General features: G+C 64.9%; 20 protein-coding genes. 9 read left to right on the top strand and 11 right to left on the bottom strand.

All coding sequences use genetic code 11. The annotated features are described in order from the left end of the window. Positions 1-118 precede the first annotated feature (118 nt). The 3 genes from BTJ49_RS11315 to BTJ49_RS15755 are packed head-to-tail and all read right to left on the bottom strand — an operon-like array spanning position 119 to position 1,820. A complete protein-coding gene (locus BTJ49_RS11315; RefSeq protein ID WP_146742330.1) occupies positions 119-370 on the bottom strand; it encodes a YkgJ family cysteine cluster protein in 252 nt (83 codons plus the stop codon). 7 nt (positions 371-377) lie between these two features. Further along, entirely contained in the window at positions 378-1,214 is an 837-nt protein-coding gene (gene aroE / locus BTJ49_RS11310) for a shikimate dehydrogenase (RefSeq protein WP_113065510.1), read from the bottom strand. Between the two features lie 45 nt (positions 1,215-1,259). Then, the gene (locus BTJ49_RS15755) at positions 1,260-1,820 is read right to left on the bottom strand and encodes a lipocalin family protein (protein ID WP_168184724.1); all 561 of its coding nucleotides are present in this window, start codon (positions 1,818-1,820) and stop codon (positions 1,260-1,262) included. A 124-nt stretch (positions 1,821-1,944) separates the two neighbouring features. Here BTJ49_RS15755 and BTJ49_RS15750 point away from each other — a divergent pair, with 124 nt between their 5' ends. Then, positions 1,945-2,178, top strand: a complete 234-nt coding sequence (locus tag BTJ49_RS15750; RefSeq protein WP_168184723.1) for a hypothetical protein — start codon at positions 1,945-1,947, stop codon at positions 2,176-2,178. Positions 2,179-2,226: 48 nt separating this feature from the next. Here BTJ49_RS15750 and BTJ49_RS11300 read toward each other — a convergent pair whose 3' ends face one another. Continuing rightward, positions 2,227-3,705: a RimK family protein gene (locus BTJ49_RS11300; protein WP_113065508.1), complete on the bottom strand. Its 1,479-nt coding sequence runs from the start codon at positions 3,703-3,705 to the stop codon at positions 2,227-2,229. A gap of 179 nt (positions 3,706-3,884) precedes the next feature. On the opposite strand from BTJ49_RS11300, the gene rimI reads away from it, so the two are divergent. Further along, positions 3,885-4,349 carry a ribosomal protein S18-alanine N-acetyltransferase gene (gene rimI, locus BTJ49_RS11295; RefSeq protein ID WP_113065507.1) on the top strand — a complete coding sequence of 155 codons (465 nt, stop codon included), beginning with the start codon at positions 3,885-3,887 and terminating at the stop codon, positions 4,347-4,349. 99 nt (positions 4,350-4,448) lie between these two features. Here rimI and BTJ49_RS11290 read toward each other — a convergent pair whose 3' ends face one another. Together BTJ49_RS11290 and BTJ49_RS11285 are read right to left on the bottom strand one after the other, a co-directional pair. Beyond that, complete coding sequence (locus BTJ49_RS11290) at positions 4,449-5,261, bottom strand: DUF3800 domain-containing protein (protein WP_113065506.1); 813 nt, start codon at positions 5,259-5,261, stop codon at positions 4,449-4,451. Positions 5,262-5,369: 108 nt separating this feature from the next. Then, complete coding sequence (locus BTJ49_RS11285) at positions 5,370-6,053, bottom strand: hypothetical protein (RefSeq protein ID WP_113065505.1); 684 nt, start codon at positions 6,051-6,053, stop codon at positions 5,370-5,372. Between the two features lie 93 nt (positions 6,054-6,146). Here BTJ49_RS11285 and BTJ49_RS11280 point away from each other — a divergent pair, with 93 nt between their 5' ends. The 7 genes from BTJ49_RS11280 (at position 6,147) to BTJ49_RS11250 (ending at position 11,597) form a co-directional block, all read left to right on the top strand. Further along, the gene (locus BTJ49_RS11280; RefSeq protein WP_113065504.1) at positions 6,147-6,347 is read left to right on the top strand and encodes a lipoprotein; all 201 of its coding nucleotides are present in this window, start codon (positions 6,147-6,149) and stop codon (positions 6,345-6,347) included. Between the two features lie 6 nt (positions 6,348-6,353). Then, a complete protein-coding gene (gene dapF, locus BTJ49_RS11275) occupies positions 6,354-7,196 on the top strand; it encodes a diaminopimelate epimerase (protein WP_113065503.1) in 843 nt (280 codons plus the stop codon). A gap of 70 nt (positions 7,197-7,266) precedes the next feature. Continuing rightward, positions 7,267-7,947 carry a DUF484 family protein gene (locus tag BTJ49_RS11270; protein ID WP_113065623.1) on the top strand — a complete coding sequence of 227 codons (681 nt, stop codon included), beginning with the start codon at positions 7,267-7,269 and terminating at the stop codon, positions 7,945-7,947. Positions 7,948-7,951: 4 nt separating this feature from the next. Further along, entirely contained in the window at positions 7,952-8,851 is a 900-nt protein-coding gene (gene xerC / locus BTJ49_RS11265) for a tyrosine recombinase XerC (protein WP_113065502.1), read from the top strand. Between the two features lie 100 nt (positions 8,852-8,951). Continuing rightward, on the top strand, positions 8,952-9,506 hold the full coding sequence (gene hslV, locus BTJ49_RS11260) for an ATP-dependent protease subunit HslV (protein ID WP_113065501.1): 555 nt from the start codon (positions 8,952-8,954) through the stop codon (positions 9,504-9,506). 83 nt (positions 9,507-9,589) lie between these two features. Further along, entirely contained in the window at positions 9,590-10,945 is a 1,356-nt protein-coding gene (gene hslU, locus BTJ49_RS11255; RefSeq protein WP_113065500.1) for an ATP-dependent protease ATPase subunit HslU, read from the top strand. A 37-nt stretch (positions 10,946-10,982) separates the two neighbouring features. After that, positions 10,983-11,597, top strand: coding sequence for a hypothetical protein (locus BTJ49_RS11250; RefSeq protein ID WP_113065499.1), 615 nt, complete (start codon positions 10,983-10,985; stop codon positions 11,595-11,597). A 54-nt stretch (positions 11,598-11,651) separates the two neighbouring features. Here BTJ49_RS11250 and BTJ49_RS11245 read toward each other — a convergent pair whose 3' ends face one another. The 5 genes from BTJ49_RS11245 to yidC all read right to left on the bottom strand — a co-directional run bounded on the left by BTJ49_RS11245 (position 11,652) and on the right by yidC (position 18,362). Continuing rightward, positions 11,652-11,990: a hypothetical protein gene (locus BTJ49_RS11245; RefSeq protein ID WP_113065498.1), complete on the bottom strand. Its 339-nt coding sequence runs from the start codon at positions 11,988-11,990 to the stop codon at positions 11,652-11,654. Further along, positions 11,987-14,260, bottom strand: coding sequence for a S9 family peptidase (locus tag BTJ49_RS11240; RefSeq protein ID WP_113065497.1), 2,274 nt, complete (start codon positions 14,258-14,260; stop codon positions 11,987-11,989). Before BTJ49_RS11240 ends, BTJ49_RS11245 begins: the two co-directional genes overlap by 4 nt. Before the next feature lie 141 nt (positions 14,261-14,401). After that, on the bottom strand, positions 14,402-15,082 hold the full coding sequence (locus BTJ49_RS11235) for a glutathione binding-like protein (RefSeq protein WP_113065496.1): 681 nt from the start codon (positions 15,080-15,082) through the stop codon (positions 14,402-14,404). Between the two features lie 88 nt (positions 15,083-15,170). After that, on the bottom strand, positions 15,171-16,511 hold the full coding sequence (gene mnmE, locus BTJ49_RS11230) for a tRNA uridine-5-carboxymethylaminomethyl(34) synthesis GTPase MnmE (RefSeq protein ID WP_113065622.1): 1,341 nt from the start codon (positions 16,509-16,511) through the stop codon (positions 15,171-15,173). A gap of 54 nt (positions 16,512-16,565) precedes the next feature. Beyond that, entirely contained in the window at positions 16,566-18,362 is a 1,797-nt protein-coding gene (gene yidC, locus BTJ49_RS11225) for a membrane protein insertase YidC (RefSeq protein WP_113065495.1), read from the bottom strand. Between the last annotated feature and the right edge of the window lie 50 nt (positions 18,363-18,412).

Raw genomic sequence — 18,412 nt, 5'->3', positions numbered from 1 at the left:
TCCGTCACGGAGACACCTCGTGCGGTGCGCGGCGATGGTAGGGCGGGCATGTTGCGCGAAGATTGCGCGGGGATGGCTCAGCCGTTCGACGCGTCCGAACGGCCATGCACTGCACAGATCAGGCGGTGCGCTGCTCCAGGTCGGTCAAGTACGCCAGCGCCTCGTCGCGATGACTGCCGCACATCGTCGGCTCCGGCCGCAGATTCCGGCACACCGCCGGACGACGCGGGTCGCCGAACAGTGCGCAGCGGTAGTCGTCGGTCAGCTGCACGCAGGGGATGCCCGCCGGCTTGCCATGCGGCATGCCGGGGATCGGGCTGGAGATGGACGGCGCGATGCAGCACGCGCCGCACCCGGAACGGCAATCCACGACGTGTTCAGACCCCGTCCGCGCGCAGCGCGTCGTAGACCGGGTCGGCGTCCGGCCGCTTGCCATGCCACAGCGCGAAACTGTCGGCGGCGGTCTCGACCAGCATGCCCAGACCGTCCAGCGCGAAGCGCGCACCGGCCGCGCGCGCCCAGGACAGGAACGGCGTCGCGGCCTGGCCGTAGGACAGGTCGTAGCACAGCGCGCGCGCACCGACGATCGCAAACGGAAGATCCAGCGCCTGGCCCTGGACACCCGCCGACGTGGCGTTGACGATGAGATCGAAGCTGCCGATGGAAGCCAGGTCGTTCCAGTAGCGGGCATGCGCGCGCGCCGGTTCGCCGAGGCGGTCGGCCAGTGCCTCGGCGCGCTCGGCGCTGCGGTTGACGATGGTCAGTGTATCGACGCCGGCGTCGAGCAGCGCCCAGGCCACGCCCTGCGCCGCGCCGCCCGCGCCCAGCAGCAATGTGTCGTGACCGCGCAGGTCCAGACGATGACGCTCGGTCAGATCGCGCACCATGCCCACGCCGTCGTTGTTGTGCGCGGCCAGGCCGCCATCGGCCTGCGGGGTCAGCACGTTGGCCGCGCCGGAACGCGCGGCGGCTTCGCTATGCGTGTCGGCCAGCGCCAGCGCGGCGTGCTTGTGCGGCACTGTGACATTGGCGCCCGCGCCGCCGCCGGCGAAAAAGTCACGCACGGCGTTGGCGAAATCGTCCGGCGCGACATCGATCGTCTCGTACTCGAGCGCGATACCGAATTGCCGCGCGAAAGTCTGATGAATCCGCGGCGACAACGAATGTGCGACGGGATGGCCGAAGACGGCGTAGCGCGATGCGGTTTCGCTCATGCGTGCCCCTGCTTGCGAGATCGACTGCGCCAATTGTAGCCAGTCTTACTGGTAACCGGGTCGACCGACCTGCGCCGCGGTCTGCGGCACCCGCTTGAGCTGATCGACCGGGAACCCCTGCGCGCGGGCCTGCTCGACATACTGCCGGTAGACATCGTCCGGCATCGTCGTGCCGCGCGCCATGATCCACAGCAGGTCGCGGTCGGGCACGCCGACCATGACGTAGCGGTACTGCGGGTCCAGCGCCAGGATCAGGTAGTCGGATACGAACGGCCAGATGATACGCACCTTCCAGTGCGCGGCGTCCTTGGGGTCGGGCAGCCAGCCCTTACCGTGCCAGGCGTCCGGCGCGCGATCGAAGCCCTTGCGGAAATGGTAGGTAATGGCGATGTCGCCATCCTTGCGACGATGGTACTCGTCGGCCGTGGCAACTTTGCCCTTCTCCAGGAAATTGGGAATGTTGGCGATGACGTGCCAGGTGCCCATGTAACGGTCCAGGTCGACGTGGGCGACGGTTCTGGGCATCTGTGCAGGCTGCGAGGCGCAGCCGGCCAGCGCCATCAGCGCTGTCAGTGCAAGCAGGGTGGGGACGGATCGGATGCGCATGCGGGAATCTCCCTTGCGATGGGCCTGCTTGCAGATACGCGGCACACGGAGCAACGGATGCGCTGCTGTCGCAGACCGTGAGAAGCGTCCCGGGCAGGCTGTGTGGCAAGGAGGAGAAACCGCCATGCATACACCCATCACCCCGCGCCGCGCGCGCGCCCTGATTGCCCTGATCTGGATGGCCTGCGGCCTGCTTCTGCTGTGCACACCGCTGGCTTGGCCCAATCGCGTGCTCGGCTTCAGCACACTGTTCTGGCTGATCGGCGCCCCGGCCTGTCTGCTGATCGCGCTCCAGCCTCGCCTGCCTCTGCGTCTGCTGGCGCCGGCGCGCAATCGTCGGCTGCGCCGACCGCATTGATTGCAACGACGGGCAGCCTGCGAGATCGCGGCTGCCCGTCCGAACCGGTCAGTCGGTGACGCCCAGCCGCTTGCGCTCCAGCCGTCGCACGAATTCCTGGATGATGCGGCGATACAGGTCATCGCCGAGGTAGGCGTCCTCGACACCCGCGTCGATCGACGGATTGTCGTTGACCTCGATGACCACCGCGCGTTCGGCCGTCTGCTTCAGGTCGACGCCGTACAGCCCGTCGCCAATCGCGTTGGCCGCCTTCACCGCCAGACGCACCACGTCGCTGGGCGCCTCGCGTACCGGCAGGGTGCGGAAACCGCCGGACTTCGGCCCGGTGCCGCCGTGGTTGTAGATCTGCCAATGGCCGCGCGACATGAAGTACTGGCAGGCGTACAGCGGTTCGCGGTTGAGCACGCCGATACGCCAGTCGAATTCGGTGTACAGGTATTGCTGCGCGATCAGCAGCGCACTGTGCGCGAACAGTTCGGCCACCGTCTTTTTCAGCGCCTCGACCGTCTCGACCTTGACCACGCCGCGCGAGAACGCGCCATCGGGGATCTTCAGCACGATCGGAAAGCCGAGCTTGTCCGGCAACGCATCGAGTGAATCCGGATCGTCGCGGTACAGGATCTCGGTACTGGGCACAGCCAGCTTGCGCGAGACCAGCAGGTCGTGCAGGAAGATCTTGTTGGTGCAGCGCAGGATCGACGCCGGGTCGTCGATCACCACCATGCCCTCCTGCTCGGCGCGGTGCGCGAAGCGATAGGTGTGATGGTCGATAGCCGTGGTCTCGCGGATGAACAGGCCGTCGTACTCGGCCAGCCGGGCGTAGTCGTTCGGGCTGATCGGATCGACCTCCACGCCGAGCTGCTTGCCGGCCGCGATGAACGCCTTCTGCGCGCCGCGGTTGGACGGCGGCATGGCCTCGTCCGGGTTCACCAGCATGGCGATGTCGTAGCGGTAGCGGCGCCGCGCACGCGGCTTGCGCCACAGTTTGGTGGCGAAGTGGTCCAGCGCCTGCGCAAAGGCGTCCTCCTGCGCATCGTCCAGCGTGTGCAGGCCGACCGGGCGGATCGCGCCGATCTGCCAGGCACGCTCGCGGCGGAACTCGATGCGCAGCAGGGGACAGGGGAACAGCTCGAATACCTGCCTCGCCAGGTCCTGTAGCAGTGGATGCGCGGTCTGGCCGAAGTAGACCAGGATGCCGAAGTCGGTACTGTCGCGCTCGCGACCCTTGAGCACCTGTGCCAGCTTCTGGTTCAGATCCTCGATGTCCAGACCGTACAGCGCGCGCCGGCGCAGTCCGTTGATGGTGCGCACTGACGGAATCACACGGTGCCCGCGCGCCTCGGCCAGCAGCGACACGTAGTAACCATTGCCGAGGTACTTGTAGCTGCGGCAGAGGTTGATGACGTGCGTGCGTTCGCCGCTTTCCGGCGGTTCGCGCAGATAATCGCGCGCAGCGACCACTTGCGTGGACGGGTAGTACGCCCCCCAGTCCGAGGGGTTCTCGACGACAATCACCAGCCGGCTCATGCAACCTCGCCATGTCCACGCGCCGGAGGGCATCGGGCGCGATCCGGTCGCCAGCCGCGGATGCGGCCATTTCGCGAAGTGTGGCAGGACCGCAGACGCACGCAAGAGGGCACATCGCGCTCCGACAGCACCCGTTCAAGATGCTGGGCGCAGTCACCCGACCCGCGTAGAGTTCGCCCATGTCCGAACCGACGCCGCCCGTTCAAATCCGCCCCGCGCTGGACACCGATCTCGACGCCCTGCTGGCGCTGGAGGAACGCAGCTTCAACGGCGATCGGCTCAGCCGCCGGCAGTATCGTCGGCATCTGCGAAGCGCCACGGCCTGCATCCTGACCGCGTCTCGCGAGCATCAGCTGATCGGTTCAGCCTTGGTGCTGTTTCGCCGCACCAGCCGAGCGGCACGACTGTACTCGCTGGCCATCGACGCGGCCGCTCGCGGCCAGGGGATCGGTCGCCTGCTGCTGAATGCGGTAGAGCAGCATGCAGGCCAACGAGGCTGCGATCGGGTGCGGCTGGAAGTACGCGACGACAATGCCGCCGCGCGGGCGCTGTACGAACGAAGCGGTTACCGACGGCACGGACAGCGCGCGAGGTACTACGAGGATGGTGCTAATGCGATCCTGTACGAAAAATCACTCGAATGAATCACACACTAAAACTTCTTAATTTAACGCTATAATTAACATTTAAGGGGGAGCTAATCGCACAAAACCATCGATGAATAACCCAGTTTGAGGATATACTCAATTGTGACATTGTGGGCACATTTGCAAGAAAATCTTAGCTGCCTTTCCCACTCCAATTTTTGGGAATATATGAGCACTACCAACTGTTTGATTAAGAATTTCCCTCGCCCATACAGCAACCTTCTCCGACTCACCTCTATATTTTTCACCCTCAAGACCTGATGATAGAGAAAAGTAACGGCGCAAAAGAAATGCATAAAGATCCGCAACCTGAACCAAAGGAACAAGCTTTGAATCCACAAAGTGTGGCACATCAACAATTTGATCTAATTGTGCCTGCTTCCTTTTGCGGCTGTAGTATTCATCCGTCCAATCCGGGGGCGAAAGCAATATCTTCGTGAACCTCTGTTTTTCTTTAACCGCCTCATCAAAAACTAAAACGGTATTTCCTTTATTTTTAGACTCTGCTTGCTGTGAACGCTGAATCGCAAGCACTGAGTGCAAGGCAAGTGTTTTCCAGATCGACATACCTTTCAATTCAGAAATTTCTGAAACTTTTTTCTTGAATACAGCCTGATCGATAGCAGAATATACAATTTTATGCTTTCTTGCCTTCATCCATTTTATTATGGCAGCAATCAGGCTTGATCTTTCCTCTCCATCCAGCTCTTTCCAAACCCCCGATCCACTGTAGAAACGGTGAGCATGAAATTCTTGAAGCTCTTGGCCAACAAGCTTCGATAATTCGGTTAAAAGTTCTGACCAAGCTGCTTTGGTAAGGTGCATTCGTTGGGCGTCAGCGATTACGCCAACCATCACTGCAACTGGTTGACCTCCGGTCCCACTTTCATCGAGATAGCAAAATTTCATTTTACACCTCAGTTGTAACTTAAAGCCCCCATAAGCACTTTTATGTAAAACCACTTATTAATATAACCAATCATACAAAATAAAATCTTCAGTGCACATAGACATGCTCTAACGTCCACTTCGAAGCCGCATCCGCGTCGCCGCATCCGGCCGCGCAACCAGCGCGCCGGTCGCCATCAGACTGATGTGATAGACGCCACCATCGACCAGCGGCAGGTACACCCCGCTGCCGAATACGGTGTCGACCATCGGCAGGTAGTCCGGGTACTGCCGGCGCAGATTGAACAGGTCCAGCGCGCCGGCCTGGTTCAGGTCGATGATGGTCGAGCGCGCCTCGCGTGCCTGGCCGATGTCGTCGTAGCGACCGGACAAGCGGTCCAGCCGGTACAGCGGCGGCGCGCCGGACAGTACCGCCGGCATCTGCCATTTCACCACCACGGCTTCGAGCCGGAAATCGTCGCCGTTGAGCGGCAGGGTTTCGGTCTCGCCGTCCGGACGTTTCACGGACAGATGCCAGAACTGCGGCGATTCGCGATGCGCGACGATGGTCGCCACCGGCGTTTCCTGGCCCAGCACGCGGTAGCCGCGCAGCGCCAGTCCGCCTCCCGTGGCCAGCAGTGCCAGAACAAAGAACAGCAACAGCAGCAGCGCACGCCACGCCGCCGCCGCGCGGCGTCCCTCGCGCCATCGGCGACGGCAGGACACGCCATGGCCGATGGTCAGAAGCAACAACACGCCGGCTGCGATCAGCAGCAGCGTGGCAGGCCATTGCAGCATCTGGGTCCAGTTCACGCGACGGTTCCGGGCGACAGATCGACGCTCATCATACCCATGGAACGGTTGTGCGACGCGTATACTGGTCGCGGATTCCGAGGAAAATCGTCCATGCGTTCACTGCTGTTCATGCTCGCTTCCGGCACGCTGTGCCTGCTCTCCGCCTGCGGCAACAAGGGACCGCTGTACCGGCCGCACCCGCCTGCCGCCGCGGTCGCTCCGACCGCTGCCGCCACATCCGTAGCTCCGGCTGCACCCGCCAGCGCCGCGCAGCCGGCTTCGGCGGCCAGCACTGCGACCGACGACGACTGAGGCGGCATGCAGCTGTCCTTCACCAAGATGCACGGCCTCGGCAACGACTTCGTCGTGCTCGATTGCCGGCAGCGGCCGATGCCGTTGTCGACGCAAGACATCCGTGCGCTCGGTCATCGCCATACCGGCATCGGCTTCGATCAACTGCTCAGCATCGAGAACGCCGCCGAACACGATGACTGCCGCTACGCCTACGGCATCTGGAACCGCGACGGCGAGGCCGTGGGCCAGTGCGGCAACGGCGTGCGCTGCGTGGCCGCATGGCTGCATCGCGAGGGGCTGCTCGATCTCGACGAAACGGTCCGCCTGCGCAGCCCCTCCGGCCCGGTCACCGTGCGACTGATCGATGCGCTGACCGCGGCCGTCGACATGGGCGAACCGCAATTCGAGCCCGGCGCGATACCGTTCGACACACCGCAGCGCGCCGAACGCTACCCGATCGAACTGGACGACGCGTCGCTCTCCGTCGGCGTGGTCTCGATGGGCAATCCGCACGCGGTGGTCGAAGTCGACGACCTGCACGCGCCATCGCTGGAGCGGCTTGGCCCGCAGCTCACCGCTCACCCGCGTTTCGCCGAAGGCTGCAACGCCGGCTTCGCCACGGTGCTAGACATGGCCCACATCCGGCTTCGCGTGCACGAGCGTGGCAGCGGCTGGACCCAGGCCTGCGGCACCGGCGCATGCGCCGCCATGGCCGTGCTGCATGCACAGGGCCGCGTCGGCCGCGAGGTCGAAGTGCGCCTGCCCGGCGGACCACTGCAGATCGCCTGGAACGGCCCCGGCCACACCCTGTGGATGACCGGGCCAGCTGCCTTCGTGTTCGAGGGAAAGTGCACACGGCCCGAATGAATTTGCCGCGCGACTTGTTCGATGCCGCACGAACGTCGCACACTTGCCGCACGCCAACGCGGAGCACGACATGGCCGAAATGACCCTCAAAGACGGCTTACAGGCGATGGACATCGCCGAATACCTGCGCAAACACCCCCAATTCCTCAAGGATTTCCCCGACCTGGCGATGAGCCTGACGGTGCCGCGCGAGCACGGTCCGGCGGCCTCGCTGGCCAGCTACCAGCTGGACGTGCTGCGCGACAAGAACCGTGATCTGGAGCGCCGTCTGGCCGACCTGATCGAGATCGCCGCCGAGAACGAGCAGCTGATGGTCCGCGTGCATTCGCTGACTCTGGGTCTGGTGCGCGCCGACAGCCTGGCCGAGAGCGTGCGCAGCGTGGTCGCCGGCCTGACCGAGGATTTCGACACCGACCTGGTGCGTCTGGTGCTGCTTCGTGCGCACGAGGATCTGCCGGAAGCCGACTGGCTGCGTGTCGAGACCGGCGGCGCCGACGCCCTGCCGGCCTTCGCCGAATTCTTCGCGCGCAAGGACCCGATGGTCGGCCGGCTGGCTGCGGACAAGCTGGAGTACCTGTTCGGCGAACAGGCCGACAGCGTGCAATCGGCGGCGCTGATGCGCCTGGGCGAACACGGCATGCTGGCCATCGGCAGCCACGACGCCAACCGCTTCCATCCCGGCATGGGCGCGGTGTTCCTGAAGCTGATCGCCGAAAGCGTCACCGCCGCCATCCAGCGCTACGCGGACTGAAGACATGCCGCGGCCGGCCGAACAGGTGCACGCCTGGCTGGAACGCCTGCGCATCGAGCGGGCGCCGTCGCCGCACACGCTGTCCGCCTACCGTCGCGACACCGACAAGCTGCTGGCCTGGATGCGCGACCGCGACATCGACGACTTCGGCGCGCTGACGCCCGACCGCATGCGCACCTTCGTCGCCACCGAGCATCGCAAGGGCCTGTCGCCGACCAGTCTGCAACGCCTGCTGTCCTCGTGCCGCAGTCTGTTTCGCCAACTGATTCGCGAGGGCATGCTGGAACACGATCCCAGCGCCGGCGTGCGCGGTCCCAAGACCCGCCGCAAGCTGCCGCAGGTGCTGGACACGGACGACGCCACGCAACTGGTGGAGACGCCCATCGAAGGACCGCAGGGCTTGCGCGACCGCGCCATACTGGAGCTGTTCTATTCCTCGGGCCTGCGTCTGTCCGAACTGGTCGGCCTGAACTGGCGCGACCTGGACCTCGACGACGGCCTGGTGCGCGTACTAGGCAAAGGCAACAAGACCCGTATCGTGCCGGTCGGCCGCCACGCCATCCGCGCGCTGAAGGATCTGCGCGACAGCCTCGACGACGCACCCGAGAGTCCGGTCTTTCGCGGACGCAAGGGCGCGCGTATCAGCCCACGCACGATCCAGGCACGGATGCAGAAGCTGGCGCTGGAACGCGGTCTGGCCCAGCGCATCCACCCGCATCTGCTGCGCCATTCCTGTGCCAGCCATCTGCTGGAATCGTCCGGCGAGCTGCGCGCAGTGCAGGAACTGCTCGGCCACGCCGACATCGCCACCACGCAGATCTACACGCATCTGGACTTCCAGCACCTGGCCAAGGTCTACGATGCCGCGCATCCACGCGCCAAGCGCAAGCACGGCGATTCCTGAATCATCCGACCCACCGACGCGTCTGCGCCGGAAGTCACCCTTGGAAATGCCCGGCGACAACCCATGTTTCGTTTCTCCCCAGATACGAAACGGCTTGTCCATGGATAGTTTCCACGCCACCACCATCGTCTCCGTCCGCCGCCACGGCAAAGTCGTCATCGGCGGCGACGGCCAGGTGACGCTCGGCAATACGGTGATGAAGGCCAACGCGCGCAAGATCCGCCGCCTGGGCAAGGACGGCATGATCCTGGCCGGCTTCGCTGGCGCCACCGCCGACGCCTTCACCCTGTTCGAGCTGTTCGAGGACAAGCTGGTCAAGCACGGTCACAACCTGACCCGCGCCGCGGTGGAACTGGCCAAGGAATGGCGCACCGACCGCCGCCTGGGCAAGCTCGAGGCGATGCTGGCGGTGGCCGACCACACCAACTCCCTGCTGATCTCCGGCAACGGCGACGTGCTGGAACCCGAGGATGGTCTGATCGCCATCGGTTCCGGCGGCCCCTACGCGCAGGCCGCGGCCCGTGCGCTGATGGAAGGTTCCGATCTCGATGCGCGCACGATCGTGGAAAAAGCGCTCAAGATCGCCGGAGATATCTGCATCTACACCAACCACAACACTTCGATCGAAGAACTGGAGATCGGCGCCGAGGCCTGATCGTCCCCGATTCGGGATCGCCTGCGCGCGACCGCCTTCGACCCTCTTACGACGTACCCGACTGCTCTGCCGGCAAGAAGCCCATGACCGAACTGACTCCCCGCGAAATCGTCAACGAACTCGACCGCTACATCATCGGCCAGAACGACGCCAAGCGCGCCGTCGCCATCGCCCTGCGCAACCGCTGGCGGCGCATGCAGCTGGAACCGGCGATGCGCAACGAGGTGACGCCGAAGAATATCCTCATGATCGGCCCCACCGGCGTCGGCAAGACCGAGATCGCGCGGCGTCTGGCGACACTCGCCAACGCGCCGTTCGTGAAGGTCGAGGCGACCAAGTTCACCGAGGTCGGCTACGTCGGCAAGGACGTCGAGTCGATCATCCGCGATCTCGCCGACCAGGCCTTCAAGCTGACCCGCGAACAAGCCACCAAGCGGGTGCGCACGCAGGCCGAGGACCATGCCGAAGACCGTATCCTCGACGCCCTGCTGCCCCGCCGCCAAACCAGCGCACCCACCGACTGGAGCCAGGACCAGGCATCGCCCACGGCCATCGAGAGCGATACCCGGCAGAAGCTGCGCAAGCAGTTGCGCGAAGGCGCGCTGGACGATCGCGAGATCGAGCTGGACGTCAGCATGAACGTCGGTGTCGAGATCATGTCGCCGCCGGGCATGGAAGAGATGAGCCAACAGCTGCAGCAGATGTTCGCCAACATGGGCGGCGGCAAGACGCAGAAGCGCAAGCTGACCATCGCCAACGCGCGCCCGATGCTGATCGAGGAAGAGGCCAGCAAGCTGGTCAACGAGGAAGAGATCCGCGCCGCCGCGGTCGAGGCCGCCGAGCAGAACGGCATCGTGTTCCTGGACGAGATCGACAAGGTCGCGCAGCGTTCGGAGTTCGGCGGCGGCAGCGCATCGGGCGTCAGCCGCGAAGGCGTTCAGCGTGATCTGCTGCCGCTGGTCGAAGGCTCGACCGTGTCCACCAAGTACGGTCCGATCAAGACCGACCACATGCTGTTCATCGCTTCCGGCGCATTCTCGCTGGCCAAGCCCTCGGACCTGATTCCGGAGCTGCAGGGTCGTCTGCCGATCCGCGTGGAGCTGTCGGCGCTGTCGGTGGACGACTTCAAGCGCATCCTGCGCGAGCCGAACAACGCGCTGACCAAGCAATACGTCGCGCTGCTCGACACCGAGGGCGTGAATCTGGTGTTCGAGGACTCCGGCATTGACCGTCTCGCCGAGGTCGCCTTCCAGGTCAACGCCCGCACCGAGAACATCGGCGCGCGCCGTCTGCACACCGTGCTGGAGCGCCTGCTGGAGAACATTTCCTACGAAGCGACGGACAAAAGCGGCGAAAAATACGTGATCGACGCCGAATATGTCGACAACACGCTGGTAAGCCTGGTCGAGGACGAGGACCTCAGCCGCTACATTCTTTAACGAGCGCCGCCGCGTGCGGTGCTACAATCGTACAGCTATGGGAACCGTTCATCGCATGCAGAACCGGGGCCAGCGCGCCCGTCTGCGCCAGGCCCAACAACAGCGCCAGCTGATCCGGCTGTGGCGCGGCCATCTCGAGCACGGCAGCTTTTCCGGCTATGTCGCCGGCGTCGGGCGCGAGTTCTTCCTGCTGCACGTGATCGGCGACGGCATCAGCGACGACGGGCTGTACGCGATGCGTCACCGCGACGTCACCGAACTGGAGCTGCCCGATCGCCACGCGCGTTTCATCGATCGTGCCGTGGTGCTGAAGGGCATCGCTCCGCGCCAGCCGCTGGACTTCCCGCTCGACGACGTGATGCAGGTCATCAAGGCGGCCGCCCAAAGCGCGCCGGTGATCGGCGTGCACGTGGACAGCGAGGACGAAGCCGAGGTCTGCTACATCGGTCGTCTGCTGCAGAGCGACGACGACAGCTTCGGCCTGCAGGAAATCAGTCCCGACGCCGAATGGCTGCGCGAAGTCTCGCAGTTCGGCTGGGACGAGGTCTCCACCGTCAGCATGCACGATCCCTACGCCAGCGCCCTGCTGGCGGTCGCCGGTCCCGCACCGGCGCTGGAGCCGGGCGACGCCGGCATTGGGCATCTGTCCTAACCAGCGCCTGCAGCCAGCGCCCAGCCAAGAAACCAAGAAGCCGGGGCGAAATCCTTATCCCCGCGAAGCCATACCGCTCCAGTGGATGCATGTCGGTACCCTGGATTCGGCATATGTCATGGCATCTTGGATGCACACGTATCCACCGGAATCCACCCATGTCGGTGCTTCGAGGTGACCGGCCCGCCGGAATCGAACGTAGTACAGATACCCATCGGAACCCATCTGCTGCGGGGTTTCGTCCGGTTCCAACTGGTCATCTGCCTTGCCGATTTCGTACCAGAAGTCGTAGTCCAAAGCGATGATGTCGACGGGGAGAAAGACCGTATCGCCATACAGCCACTTTCCTGTCTGCGCGATATTCAGGTCTTGAGGGCGCTGATCGCTGCTCATTCCGCGCCAGCGTCGACCTCGGCCGCCGTCGGTTCCGGCGCGGCTGCTGGATCGCGATCCTTCACCGTGCGCTCGAAGAAATCGTCGATCAGGTGATACACATGCGCGCGCTGACCGGGCAAGTTCAGGCCGTGCTTGCCGCCGGGGTAGGTCATCAGACCGAACTGGATGCCGCGCTGCTGCAACGCCGACATCAGCTTGGTCGAGTTGAGGAACAGCACGTTGTCGTCGGCCATGCCGTGCACCAGCATCAGCGGCGCGGTCAGGCCGTCCAGCCACGCCATCGGCGAGCTGCGCGTGTAGCCGGCCTCGTTGTCCTGCGGACGGCCCAGGTAGCGTTCGGTGTAGAAGGTGTCGTACAGGGTCCAGTCGGTGACCGGCGCCACCGCCACGCCGCCGGCGAGGTCGGCCGAATCCTTGGCCAGCATCATCAGCGTCATGTAGCCGCCGTAGCTCCAGCCGAACACGCCGATGCGCTTGGCATCGACCCAGGGCTGCTGCTTGAGCCAGTCGATGCCGGCGATCTGGTCCTCGACCTCGGCGACACCGAGCTGATGGTAGATCGCGTCGCTGAATTTGCGCCCGCGCCGCGCCATGCCGCGGTTGTCCAGGGTGAACACGACGAAGCCCTGCTGGGCCATGTACTCGGCGAAGTAGTCGACCCAGCCACGCGTGACCTCCTGCGCATGCGGGCCACCGTAGAAGGTGTCGAACACCGGATACTTCTTGTTCGGATCGAAGTTCAGCGGTTTGTACACGCGGTAGTACAGGTCCTGGCCGTCGAGGGCCTTGATGTGGCCGTACTCCGGCGTGACATGGCTGTCCATGTACGGCCAGTACGGATGGTTCTCGTCGAGCTTGTTCTCCTCGATCCAGGTGACGAAGCTGCCGTCGGCGCGATGCACGCTGACCTGCGGCGGCGTGTTGGGGTCGGAGAAGGTGTCGACGTAGAAGCTGCCGTCCGGCGCGAACTTCACCTGATGCGTGCCGTCGCGTTGGGTGATGCGCTGCGGCGCATCGGCGTCACTGCCGTCCAGCTTCAACGCGTAGACCTGGCGGTCCGGCACGAAATCGCGATTGGAGCTGACGTAGACGAGCCCCTTCTTCTCGTCGACGGCGAGCAGGCCATCGAGATTCCAGTCGCCGGCACTGATGGGGTGCTTGAGCGTTCCGTCCAGTCCGTACAGGTACAAATGGTGATAGCCGCTGCGGTCGCTGCCCCAGATGAAGCTCTGGCCGTCGGGCAGGAAGCGCAGATCGTCGTTCAGGTCGATCCAGGTGCGACTGGTCTCGGTCAGCAGCACGCGCTGCTTCAGCGTGGCGGTATCGACCAGGCGCAGTTCCAGTTTCTGCTGGCTGCGCGGCATCCACTGGTAGCTCAGCTGCGTGGCGTCGGGCAGCCAGTTCACGCGTGTGAGGTAGCTGTCCGGGTCGTCGCCGAGATCGATCCAGCGCGTCGCGCCGCCCTTGGGCGAGACCAGGCCCAGCTTCACGGTGACATTGGGATCTCCGGCGAACGGATAGCGCTGATCGACCATCGCGGTGTGGTCGGCATAGATCTCCATGCGCTGCGTGACCGGCACCGGCGCCGCATCGTAGCGCTCGTAGGCGATGGATGAGTCGTCCGGCGCCCACCAGTAACCGGTGCTGCGCGCCATCTCCTCCTGCGCCACGAACTCGGCCTCGCCGTTGTGCACGGTGCCGCCGCCGTCCTGGGTAAGCTGTGTGCTCTGGCCGTTGGCCAGATCGATCACCCACAGGTTCTGGTCGCGCACGTAGGAGACATAGTGGCCCTTGGGCGAGATCTTCGGGTCGATGGCGTCGCCGCCGGTGTCGAGCTTGGTCACTGCCTTGTCCGCTGGTGCGGACAGGTCGTACAGATACAGTGTGCCGGCGACCGGAATCAGCAGCTTGCTGCCGTCCGGCGACCACTGGTAATCGAGAATGCCGTGCAGGCCGGCGGTGCGCTCGCGTTCGCGGCGCGCCTTCTCGGCGTCGGACAGGTGCTGATCGCCACCCAGCGTGCGCGAGTCGACCAGCATGTGCATGCGCTGGTCGGCAAGGTTGTATTCCCACAGATCGAAGGTGTGCTGATCGTCCGCCTTGGCGCGCAGGAAAGTGACGCGTTTGCCGTCCGGCGAGACCTTCAGGCCACGCACGGTGGCGCCGGACAGGCTGCCGCCGTCGTAGATGCGTTCGATGGTGAGTTTCTTGGCCATGACGGGAAATGCGGCAACCGTCAGCACGGCGGCGAGCAGGAATGCGCGCATCGGTACACCTTGCGTTGCGGGAACGAAGGCACGATTAAAACGCGAGCCGGGCGCGGAGACCAGCCCGAACTGTCCGCGCAGCCCCAACGCACCGCGTGACGAACGCCGCGAGGATGTCCGTCACGCCGCCGAACGATGCACTCAGCGCTGTCCGAACAGATGCTTCCTGGCTTCCGCACTGGTGGTGTCGGAACGATATTCCTCGCCCAGCGCATAGGCACGCTTCGTGGCCTCGCGCGTGGCGATGGTCTCGAACCAGCGCTTCAGATCCGGGAAGTCGGCCAGATCCATCTGCTGCGCTTCATGCGGCACGATCCACGGATAGGCGGCCATGTCGGCGATCGAATAGTCGTCGCCGGCAATGAAGGCGCGACCCTGCAGGCGCTTGTCCAGCACGCGGTACAGGCGATGCGTCTCGTTGACGTAGCGCTCGATGGCGTACGGAATCTTTTCCGGTGCGTAGCGGTTGAAGTGGTGGTTCTGGCCCAGCATCGGGCCCAGTCCGCCCATCTGCCAGAACAGCCATTCCAGCGTGACGTTGCGCGTGCGCAGGTCGTCGGACAGGAACTTTCCGGTCTTCTCGGCCAGGTACAGCAGGATCGCGCCGGACTCGAACAACGACACCGGAAGACCGCCGTCCGCGGGCTTGTGGTCGACGATGGCCGGCATCTTGTTGTTCGGCGAAATGGCCAGGAACTCGGGCGTGAACTGGTCGCCCTGACCGATGTTGACCGGATGGATGGTGTAGGGAAGACCGGTCTCTTCCAGGAACAGCGTCACCTTGTGGCCGTTGGGTGTCGGCCAGTAGTACAGATCGATCACGTGCGTCTCTCCTTGCCGGGGCAGGTCCCTCTCTGCCTACGACATGGCGGGACGAGACCATGGTCTCAAGCGCACAATGGGTGAACAGTCATTTTCCGATGCAGAACGATCCGAAAATCGCGCCCAGCAGATCATCGGCATGGTATTCGCCGGTGATCTCCGACAGTGCGCGCTGCGCCTGGCGCAGTTCCTCGGCGACCAGCTCGCCGGCGCGGGTGGTGGCGAGGGTCTCATCGGCCGCGGCCAGATGCGCGGCGACCGCTTCCAGTGCCAGCACGTGGCGGCGGCGTGCACTGAACGCGCCTTCGATATCGCTTCCGGCCTGCCGGCGCAGCAATCGGCGCAGGCCGTCAAGTCCGTCGCCGCTGCGTGCGGACAGCCACAGCCAGTGCGCGTCGGTGCGTTCCTCGTGGCGTGGCTCGCGACCGTCGCGATCGATCTTGTTGACGATCACCACACGCACTGCGCGTTCGGGGAGACCCGCGAACAAGGCCTGATCGGCGACCGCGTGTTCTTCGTCGGTGACCAGCAGGGCCAGATCGGCGCGGGTCAGATGCTCGCGTGCGCGGCGCACGCCCTCGCGCTCGACCGGATCGTCGCTGTCGCGCAATCCGGCAGTGTCGAGCAGTTCGATGTGGCTACCGTCGAGGTCCAGGCTTTCGCGCAGCACGTCGCGCGTGGTCCCGGCGATGTCGGTGACAATGGCGCGTTCGGCGCCGGCCAGGGCGTTGAGCAGGCTCGACTTGCCGACGTTGGGCCGTCCGATGATGGCGACGCTGAGGCCGTCGTTCAGACGCACACCGCGGCGCGCCTCGGTGAGCAGACGATTCAGGTGCCCGCGCACCGCGCGCATCTGTTCGGCGATGGCCGGATCGGCCAGAAAATCGATCTCTTCCTCGGGGAAGTCGATCGCGGCCTCGACGTGCACGCGCAGCGCGATCAGCGTTTCCAGCAGCGTCTGCACACGCTCGGAGAACACGCCTTCCAGCGAGCGCATCGCCGCTCGCGCGCCGGTCTCGGAACGCGCCGCGATGAGATCGGCGACGGCCTCGGCCTGGGCCAGGTCCAGCTTGCCGTTGAGAAAGGCGCGTTCGGTGAACTCGCCCGGCCGCGCCAGCCGCGCGCCGAGCGCACATACGCGTCGCAGCAGCAGATCCAGCAGTACGCGGCTGCCGTGGCCTTGCAGTTCCAACACATGCTCGCCGGTGTAGGAGTGCGGCGCGGGGAAGTACAGCAGCAGACCGCGGTCGATCAGGCTGCCGTCGGCCTCGCGCAGCGAAGCCAGGTGGGCATGGCGCGGTTGCGGTTCGCGACCGAGCAGGGCGGTGGCGATGGCTGGCACAGCGGGACCGGAAACGCGCACTACGCCGACACCGCCTGCGCCAGGCGCGGTGGCGATGGCGGCGATGGTGTCGGTCGTTTGCGTCAGAGTGTCCACGTCGGACGATGATGGCGCAGCACGAACGGCTGCGCCATGAGTCGGTCAGGCCGGCTTGAGCTTCTTGCCGCCGCCCTTGCCGCCCTTGTGGTGGTCGCCGGCGTCGAACTGACGCATCACCCACCACTGCTGCGCCACGCGGCACAGGCCGTTGACCAGGTAGTACAGCACCAGGCCGGACGGGAAGAAGGCGAAGAACACCGGGTAGATGATCGGCATCCACTTCATGATCTTGGCCTGCGTCGCGTCCATGCTGGCGGTCATCGGCATCAGGCGCTGGGTCAGCAGCATCACGCCCATGTACAGGATCGGCAGCACGAAATACGGATCGGCGGCGGACAGATCGTGGATCCAGCCGATGAACGGCGCCTGGCGCAGCTCCACGCTCTCGCGCAGCACGGTGTACAGGGCGAAGAAGACCGGGATCTGCACCAGCAGCGGGAAGCAGCCGGCGACCGGGTTGATCTTCTCCTTCTTGTACATCTCCATCGTGGCTTGCTGCAGCTTCTGCTTGTCGTCGCCGTAGCGCTCCTTGAGGGCGTCCATGCGCGGCTTGAGCTTGCGCATCTTCGCCGTCGAGCGGTGCTGCGCGGCGTTGAGCTTGTACAGCAGCACGTTGATCAGCAGCACCACCAGGATGATGGCCAGGCCCCAGTTGCCGGTCATGCGGTGGAACCAGGTCAGCAGCATGTGCATGGGCGCGGCGACCACGGTGAACATGCCGTAGTCGACCGACAGGTCCAGACCCGGCGCAATGCCGCCCAGCTCGTTGCGCAGCTTCGGACCCACGTACAGACGCGACTGGGTGACGGCCTGCGCGCCCGGCGCGACCTGGAAGCCCGGTCCCAGCTCGCGGATCAGGTAACGCGGGTTGCTGCCGTCGACGACATGCGTGCTGAACTGCTGCGCCTTCTTCTCCTGCGGCAGCCACGCGGCCATGAAGTAATGCTGCTCCATGGCCATCCAGCCACCGGTGACCTTCTTGTTCAGCGCATCCTTGGCGAAATCGTCGAACTTGATCTTGTTGAACTTCGCCTCCGGCCCGTACCACGCCGCGCCGAAGAAGCTGTAACGCGACTGGTCCGACCACTTGGCCAGGAAGTTGTTGTGCACCGGTTCCGGCGGCACCACGCGCTGCAGCTGGCGATACGGCCAGCCGGTCCAGGCCTTGGCGCTGCCGTTGTCGACCTGCTGATCCAGACCAACCACGTAGCTGCCGCGCGTGAAGGTGTAGCGCTTGACCACTTTCACGCCGCTGGCATCGGTCCAGGTGAAGTCGACGCTCAGACTCTTCTGGCCCGGTTCCAGGGTGTAGTGGCTGCGCGCAGCGTGGAACAAGGCGCGCTGATCGGGCGCGGCACCGTCACGGCTGAGCAGACCGCTCTGCGCGACAAAGAAGTGACTCGCGCTGTCGCTGAACAGCTGCACCGAATCCTTGGACTTCAGCTTGGCCGGATACTTCAGCATCGCGCTGCGGATGATGCTGCCGCCACGGCTGTCGATGGTCAGGCGCAGCACGTCGGTGGTCACGGTGACCAGCGGGCCGTGCTCGGCCGTCGGCTTGGCGGCGGCCTTCGCGCCCACGACGCGCTGGTTCGGCGCGCTGGGCACGCCGGCCGACGAGGACGGCGCGGCCGGCATCGACGCGGATGCGGTCAACGCCGGCGCGCTGGCGGCGCTGGGCACGCTGGCATCGAGATCGGACGGCGTCGGCGCGGACGAGGCGGTGGCCGCAGCCGGCTGTGCCGGGGCGGGGGTGTGGTAATCATGTTGCCACTGGGTCCACAGCAGGTAGCCGACGAAGGCCAGCGCCAGGAGCAGGAACGAGCGCGTTTGGGGCATGACGAGAAGTCCGGTGTCGGCCGCGCAGCATCTGTGCGGCCCATGGGCCG

This window comes from Oleiagrimonas sp. MCCC 1A03011 (genome assembly GCF_003267965.1).
GTDB lineage: Bacteria > Pseudomonadota > Gammaproteobacteria > Xanthomonadales > Rhodanobacteraceae > Oleiagrimonas > Oleiagrimonas citrea.
Note: the sequence above shows the minus strand (reverse complement) of the source record. Positions and strands in the feature narration are given on the sequence as shown.

Coding starts and splice junctions, on each gene's coding strand:
- aroE (WP_113065510.1), bottom strand. CDS start 1,214: ATGAGCGAAACCGCATCGCGCTACGCCGTCTTCGGCCATCCCGTCGCA.
- BTJ49_RS15755 (WP_168184724.1), bottom strand. CDS start 1,820: ATGCGCATCCGATCCGTCCCCACCCTGCTTGCACTGACAGCGCTGATG.
- BTJ49_RS15750 (WP_168184723.1), top strand. CDS start 1,945: ATGCATACACCCATCACCCCGCGCCGCGCGCGCGCCCTGATTGCCCTG.
- BTJ49_RS11300 (WP_113065508.1), bottom strand. CDS start 3,705: ATGAGCCGGCTGGTGATTGTCGTCGAGAACCCCTCGGACTGGGGGGCG.
- rimI (WP_113065507.1), top strand. CDS start 3,885: ATGTCCGAACCGACGCCGCCCGTTCAAATCCGCCCCGCGCTGGACACC.
- BTJ49_RS11290 (WP_113065506.1), bottom strand. CDS start 5,261: ATGAAATTTTGCTATCTCGATGAAAGTGGGACCGGAGGTCAACCAGTT.
- BTJ49_RS11280 (WP_113065504.1), top strand. CDS start 6,147: ATGCGTTCACTGCTGTTCATGCTCGCTTCCGGCACGCTGTGCCTGCTC.
- dapF (WP_113065503.1), top strand. CDS start 6,354: ATGCAGCTGTCCTTCACCAAGATGCACGGCCTCGGCAACGACTTCGTC.
- BTJ49_RS11270 (WP_113065623.1), top strand. CDS start 7,267: ATGGCCGAAATGACCCTCAAAGACGGCTTACAGGCGATGGACATCGCC.
- xerC (WP_113065502.1), top strand. CDS start 7,952: ATGCCGCGGCCGGCCGAACAGGTGCACGCCTGGCTGGAACGCCTGCGC.
- hslV (WP_113065501.1), top strand. CDS start 8,952: ATGGATAGTTTCCACGCCACCACCATCGTCTCCGTCCGCCGCCACGGC.
- hslU (WP_113065500.1), top strand. CDS start 9,590: ATGACCGAACTGACTCCCCGCGAAATCGTCAACGAACTCGACCGCTAC.
- BTJ49_RS11250 (WP_113065499.1), top strand. CDS start 10,983: ATGGGAACCGTTCATCGCATGCAGAACCGGGGCCAGCGCGCCCGTCTG.
- BTJ49_RS11245 (WP_113065498.1), bottom strand. CDS start 11,990: ATGAGCAGCGATCAGCGCCCTCAAGACCTGAATATCGCGCAGACAGGA.
- BTJ49_RS11240 (WP_113065497.1), bottom strand. CDS start 14,260: ATGCGCGCATTCCTGCTCGCCGCCGTGCTGACGGTTGCCGCATTTCCC.
- yidC (WP_113065495.1), bottom strand. CDS start 18,362: ATGCCCCAAACGCGCTCGTTCCTGCTCCTGGCGCTGGCCTTCGTCGGC.